We start from the raw sequence: 6,222 nt of genomic DNA, 5'->3' as shown, positions 1-6,222 counted from the left end.
TGGAAAATAACATATTGACATCCCTGGTGAGAGAGTATAGAGCTGAAACCGGAAATCTGAGGCATATGAAGTGTGCGGAGTTGCACTGCATCGCCAAGGCGTTCGCGGATGAGAAGGAAATTCGAGGGGCGAAGATGAGATCTGTTACCGTGGGCGATGCCTTCGGCAAAGAGCACGGAACGGCAATGGCCCCCTGCGATAGGCATTGCGCCAGATTTCTTCCGTGGCTCGACATTTCTGCGAAGCCAAGCGGCTTCCCAGAAGACTGGCACCGGTAGGAAGGCGGAGCGGTGGAGAATGAAATAGGCGATACGCTTCGATCGTACGGATCATCGTTCGACGATCTGGTGAAGTCGGTTGCCAATTCGATGAATGCTCTAGGGTACCCCTCCAAACATGCCTCCGCAAACTACTCCGCGACGCCGGACGAAGCGATTGTGCTGAGGGGTCTCATCAACGGTTTGGGAATGTTGTGTCTAGTCATTGACAGCGAACTTGCTGAACTGTTGCCAACTGGGGAAGGGGGTTCGCCGGCTGATGTCGAGACGTTGGCAGTTGCTTCCGAGGCAGGGCGGCTAATTTCGTTGCTTCGGGAGGCTCAACGAACGCGGGTTTTGACGGGTCGAGCCGCGTTTGAGCTCGATGGCGATATCGACGAACTAGCGGATCAATTCCGTCGTCTGAATGACTTCGCCGGCCTGGTGGAGGCGGCCAGGTCGATAGTCGAAGGTGCCCGCCCTTTCGTCGACGGTTTGCCGGGGGCGATCAAGGATTCTCTCACGAAAATGGAAGACATTTTGTTGACTCACGATTAGCGTCTCCTTGATCGAGGGTCAGGCGCGTCTCGGACCTTACGGACACCAAAACCGCCACAGCCCGAAACCGGACCGTTGCGCGGAATGGCTCAGTGGTCCAACTTTAAACGTATCGAGCAGGATGTACGAAACAGGCTGAACCGGAATGAAATGGTCTTCTATGCGGTCGTCCCCATGTGCCACGAAGGACCGGCCAAGTAGATCCGGTGCCATACGCTCTCAACGTGACCATCAACAGCGCCAGCGGATACAGAACATGACTATTCAAAACGAATAGGCCGGAGATTGATAACCGGCATTTCGCCCGCTACCATGGTCGCGCCCTACGAAACCCGGGGCTTGGAAGAAGGCGAGCGTGGACGTGGACACCGTTGAATCGCTGGCGGCGGCGGCCGGGGTTGAGCTAGCGGTCGGCTAGTACGGCAGCCGCCATTCGTGATCATGGTCGGAGTTCGAGGTTGAGGCGGCGGGCGTAGTGGGCTCGTTTGGCTCGTGCTTGGTGTCGGCGTCGCCAGTTTGACCAGCGCAAACGGTAGGTGATGGTGCGGATCGGCCGGATTAGCAGGACGTTGATCAGGCGGCGGATCTCGTTGATGGTCAGCTCGATCATGTCCGGCTGAGCGCGGTCCGGGGTGCGGGCGTCGGCGGCGCAGATCGCGAGGACGGCGAGGGCCGCCAGGGCGAGGGTGGTGAACCGGTGCCAGGTAACTATTCAGGTCACGCGGCAGTTGTGGGCATCCATGGGTTGCCGAGCAGCGCGTTGCGGAGTTCGGTAGCTGCGCGGAGGCCGTTCTTGCGGATGGTCGAGATGTAGCCGCGGATGGCCAGGAAGGTCTGGGCGCCGGTGAGCGTGCGGAAGCCGCCGCTGACTCTGGTCTTGGATTTGACCATCCGGACGGCTTGTTCCGCGGTGTTGTTCGAGAACGCGACGGTGAAGTCGGCGGCGAACCGCAGGAACTCGGATTTCCGGGCTTGCAGTCGTAACGCCAGGTTGCGGGCCGGTGTCTGTCTGCCGGGATGGACGGCCAGGGCCCGGTCGACGACCTGGTCGTAGCGTGCGGACAGGTCGTCGTACTTGAATCCGGGTAGCCCGGTGTGGCCCTGATCGCGCCAGTGAGCGGCCCAGCGGTGCGCGTTGCCGAGCAGGGTGACCAGGTCGTCGGCCCAGCCGTCGGCGGCGGCGTGCGGGTCGAACTCGCTGATCCCGGTCGCTTCCCACAGGATGTGCGCGTTGCACAACGCGTGCGTGCAGCCGGTGAAGCCGTCGTAGCCGCTGTACGCGTCGTGCACGGCGACCCCGGTGAAGCGGGGCAGAATGCCGAACGCGGTCATCGACGCGACGGCCCGGCCATGCTCGTCGATGTGATAGGCGGTCAACCGGCCGGTCGCAGCGGCGTGCAGCCAGTGGTTACGCCCGGCGACCCGGGTCACGTGAGGTCGGACCGAGACGCGGTGTCGGTCTTTCGACCGATCCGTCTCCTCGGCCCGCCTCCCGAACCGGACGTGCCCGTTAGCCGGGCATCCGGCTCTCCGCAAGCCGCGAACAGGGCTTTCGGACGGTCCTCATACGACACTGGGCCAGGGCGACGGGATCTGCGCTCCCCGGTAGTAGTACCGCTTGGTGTGCACAGCGGCCGGGTTGAACAGGGCCAGGTCGTCGTCGGCGGGCCACCATCCGTCGCGGGTGAACCGGCGACGGAGTTCCTTCCATGCTGCTCGACGGTGCTTCCGACGCAGCCATCCGAAGACCTGCGTCCATAGATAGGAACGCAGGTAGTTGAAGGTCGCGCTGGAGCAACCGTGGCGGAAGTAGGCGGTCCAGCCCCGCAACATCCGGTTGAGCTGATGCAGCAGGACTTCCAGCGGCAGGTTCGTGTCCTGGTGACACGCGGTCTTCACCTTGGCCATGACCGCGCAGAGCGCCTTCTTGGCCGGGTAGATGTAGACGTAGTGCCTGCTGATGGTGCCTCGTTTGCGGTGCCGCTGGATGCGCCACCCCAGAAAATCGAGGCCCTCGTCGATGTGGGTGATAAGTGTCTTGTCCGGCGACAGGCGTAGCCCGACCGTGGACAAGACCGCCGCCACCTCAGTGAGTAGCGCCTCCGCGTGCGCCTTGGTGCCAGACACCATGATCACGAAGTCGTCCGCGTACCGGGCAAGCCGATAGTTGGCGAATCCGTTCCGGCGCCGCTTGGCCCGTTGCCACTGCGTGGATCGTGGACCTCCCGGCATTCCTGCGACATGTTCGTCGAGGACCGAGAGAGCCACGTTAGCGAGGACTGGCGAAAGGATGCCGCCCTGTGGGGTACCGGTCTGGGTGTCCCGCAACGCGCCGTCCTCACCGAGGATGCCCGCCTTGAGGAACGCCTTCACCAGAGCCAGGACGCGTTTGTCCCCGATCCGACGCCGCACCCGATCCAGCAGAGCGGAGTGCGAAATCTCGTCGAAGCACGCCGTGATGTCTCCCTCGACCACCCACTCGTAGGAGTGTTTGGCGAAGTGGTGCACCTCGGCTACCGCGTCATGCGCTCGGCGCTTCGGGCGGAACCCGTAGGAACACGGGAGGAAATCCGCCTCGAAGATCGGCTCCAGAATCAGCTTCAGGGACGCTTGGACCACTCGATCGCGCACGGCGGGTATCCCCAGACGGCGACGTTTGATCGTCCCCGGCTTCGGGATCATCCGTTCCCGCACGGCAATCGGTTGGAAACTGCGGTCTTTCAACTCCGACCGTAGCCGGTCGAGGAACCCCTCGACCCCTTGCACGGCCTCCACGTAGTAGGCGGTCTGACCGTCCACTCCGGCCGTGCGCGCCCCCTTGTTACCCCGCACCCGATCCCACGCCACCAACAAGAACGCGGGATCACCGACGAGATTGAACAGGTCATCAAACCGGCGATCAGGATCGTCGGTCGCCCAACGGTGCAGTTTGGTCTGGATCTCTCGTACCCGGCGCTCCGCCTCGAACAAGGCGTGCTCCAGCTCGTCGGTATTCACCAACGGACTCCCAGCATTCCAGCATCCTCCCTGCCGACTTGCTGGCCCCCTTCGCCATGTGCCACGGCTTTCCCGGGCTCGGACTACTACGGGGCCTCCGCCCCACCTGAGGCCATCAGCCGACGACGGGCCTGCCCGCGACCGGAACTGGCTGCCCGGCCGGGAGGGCGACCGCAGGTGGTTCCCACGTTCACCACGTAACCGATCGACGAGGGAGGTGTCCAACTGTGCCCCGGCAGCATCGCCACGCCTACGCCGCAGACCTTCGACGTGGCCTCCCCACCGGCGAAACTATGCCGGCTTCGGAGTTGACCGCCCGCAGCACATCGCGCGGCGATCACGCACTGCAAACCGGCCCACATCCACCAGATTCGAGCCGGCACTTCGCTTACGGAGCGTAAACGCTGGTTTCTCTCGTACACCTTCTCGTCTCGCTAGCCGGACCCGCGCCGTCTGGCAGTGCCAACGCGTCCCGTCGTTGTCAGGGCTGCTCCCACCCTCCCCGGCGTCCCCCGGATCAGGCTGCCCCCAGCTTCACCAAGCGGCTGCGACCGCCCAGCGGTGGAGTCCTTTCACCTCCACTCGGTTACACAGCGCCCCGTGGCGCACCGTCTCATCGAAATACGCCACCGGCGCGGCGGCGATCGCGTCCTTGATCGCCTCGTTCGCGGGTCCGACAGCCTCGGCCATCCGGGCACACGCGGTCGTCACCCACCCGGTCGAGACCTCGATCCCGGCCACATCGGCGAGGATCTCGGCCACCCTGGCGACCGGAATGTGATGCTGCGCGGCCAGATACGCGGCCAGCATCGTGACTGTTGGCCCGTACACCGCCGGCCCGGTCACCCCGGCCGGCGCAGCCGCACGGGTCCGGGCACCGCAACCGGAACAGACCAGCTGGTGCAGCAGATGCTCGGTGACTCGCACGCGGATATCGGGCACGTCGAACAGCTGCCGCACGACCGGAACACCCGTCGGCACGGCCGTAGCAGGATCAAGACCGTCACCGCAGCCACCACACGCAGGCGGGTAATGATCGACCTGCTCATCCGGGACCGGCACCTGCGACAACGCCGTACCCGTACCGCCCGGCTGCTTACCCGGCTTACGGCCGCTGCGGCCTCGCATCGATGCCGGCGGCGGCTTGCCCAGCCCGTCCGACGACGGCGGTTTGCTGGAGTTCGTCGAGTTCAATCCCAGCTTGCGCCGCAACTCGGTGTTCTCCGCCCGCAGGACCGCGTTCTCCCGCCGCAACTCGGTGTTCTCCACGACCAACCGGGCGTTGTCCGCCTCCAGCACACCAACCCGTGCGGACAACTCGTCCAGCCGCGCCGTCAGCCCGACAACCAGAACAGCGAGTTCGTCATACGACGGACTCTCACCACCCCGGCCAGGCACCACCCCAAGATCATCCCATAGTGGACGCCACGCTCAGGAACAGAGGTCGACACCACGAATCACGTGACCTGAACAGTCACGACTCATGGCTGCCACGTCGTACCGCTCAATCGTGCCCCTGTACTTCACCGCATAGTGGGTAAGCCGGCCCAGAGCGCCATGGACAACGTGACCTGCTATATGAACCACGGGCGGTATGGCGTGCGGCATGCCGTCATGATTCCATCCTGCGCGTACCCGCGGAGACAGGTGTGAACCTCGTCCGACCTCGGATCAACGCGCGATCACTCACCGCCGGCCAGAGCCCCGACCTGTCCAATTAGCGGTATTTTGTCGTCTTCGTGACCATTGCGTGGTGTGTGGCGTTGCGTTCGACGAGTGTCGTGTCGATCGGTGAGGTGCTGGGTGGTTCGTGCGGTGTGTCCGCCGGCTCACCAAGCCGGATCGACCGCCAGGGTGGCCGCCGATCAGCTCGGGCACGCCCACGTGAGCATGACTCAAAACACCTACTTCGCCCGCAAGATCGTCGACACCGGCGCCGCGAAAGTTCTGAACGTGCTCCAATTCACCGCGGCCAACTGACCGTGCTGATCAGCCCACGAGGCAGAGGCTGCATGCAAGGCGGGGCGACGTCACTACGGATTCCCCGGAGACAGCCGGGAGTACGCCACGCCAGCGGGGTAGAAAGGCTCCGATTCGTCCCCTGCAGCCACATAACTGTAGAAAAACGTGGATCGGTTCGCACGGTGAGCACGGCGGAAGGCTCTGAACTGCGGAAAGCTCCCCGAATAGGACTCGAACCTATAACCTGCCGGTTAACAGCCGGCTGCTCTGCCAATTGAGCTATCGGGGATCGTTCAACACCCTTGCTTTGCTTGGTGCCGGGGAACAGAGTACATGACGGGGCAGGCGATGCGCGAAGGGGTATCCGGGCGCGCCGCCTCGGAGTGAAACGAACGGTACAGGAGTATCAAACGGGCAGGATGGGTATCGAAGCGGCAGCGACGCAGAA

The 6,222-nt window shown here is 63.8% G+C and carries 6 protein-coding genes and 1 tRNA gene; 2 read left to right on the top strand and 5 right to left on the bottom strand.

The genetic code is table 11. The features are described 5' to 3' along the window. Together Adu01nite_RS29955 and Adu01nite_RS29950 are read left to right on the top strand one after the other, a co-directional pair. Nucleotides 1–278 (top strand): hypothetical protein (locus Adu01nite_RS29955; protein ID WP_203731621.1); only part of this gene is annotated, 278 nt, incomplete at its 5' end. Between the two features lie 12 nt (nucleotides 279–290). Further along, nucleotides 291–815 carry a hypothetical protein gene (locus Adu01nite_RS29950; RefSeq protein WP_203731619.1) on the top strand — a complete coding sequence of 175 codons (525 nt, stop codon included), beginning with the start codon at nucleotides 291–293 and terminating at the stop codon, nucleotides 813–815. 439 nt (nucleotides 816–1,254) lie between these two features. Here Adu01nite_RS29950 and Adu01nite_RS29945 read toward each other — a convergent pair whose 3' ends face one another. The 5 genes from Adu01nite_RS29945 to Adu01nite_RS29925 all read right to left on the bottom strand — a co-directional run bounded on the left by Adu01nite_RS29945 (nucleotide 1,255) and on the right by Adu01nite_RS29925 (nucleotide 6,063). Beyond that, entirely contained in the window at nucleotides 1,255–1,425 is a 171-nt protein-coding gene (locus tag Adu01nite_RS29945) for a hypothetical protein (RefSeq protein ID WP_203731617.1), read from the bottom strand. 107 nt (nucleotides 1,426–1,532) lie between these two features. Continuing rightward, entirely contained in the window at nucleotides 1,533–2,246 is a 714-nt protein-coding gene (locus Adu01nite_RS29940) for an IS66 family transposase (protein ID WP_203731615.1), read from the bottom strand. 132 nt (nucleotides 2,247–2,378) lie between these two features. Next, nucleotides 2,379–3,812: a group II intron reverse transcriptase/maturase gene (gene ltrA / locus Adu01nite_RS29935; RefSeq protein WP_203731613.1), complete on the bottom strand. Its 1,434-nt coding sequence runs from the start codon at nucleotides 3,810–3,812 to the stop codon at nucleotides 2,379–2,381. Between the two features lie 534 nt (nucleotides 3,813–4,346). Further along, nucleotides 4,347–5,213, bottom strand: coding sequence for a DUF6444 domain-containing protein (locus Adu01nite_RS29930; protein ID WP_203731611.1), 867 nt, complete (start codon nucleotides 5,211–5,213; stop codon nucleotides 4,347–4,349). 777 nt (nucleotides 5,214–5,990) lie between these two features. Beyond that, nucleotides 5,991–6,063, bottom strand: a tRNA-Asn gene (locus tag Adu01nite_RS29925). Nucleotides 6,064–6,222 lie beyond the last annotated feature (159 nt).

Source organism: Paractinoplanes durhamensis, assembly GCF_016862175.1.
Lineage (GTDB): Bacteria > Actinomycetota > Actinomycetes > Mycobacteriales > Micromonosporaceae > Actinoplanes > Actinoplanes durhamensis.
The sequence above is the reverse complement of the archived record's forward strand: the minus strand, read 5'-3'. Positions and strand labels throughout refer to the sequence as shown.

What these genes read in the sequence shown, in the direction of transcription:
- Adu01nite_RS29945 (WP_203731617.1), bottom strand. Translation starts at nt 1,425, where the DNA reads ATGATCGAGCTGACCATCAACGAGATCCGCCGCCTGATCAACGTCCTG.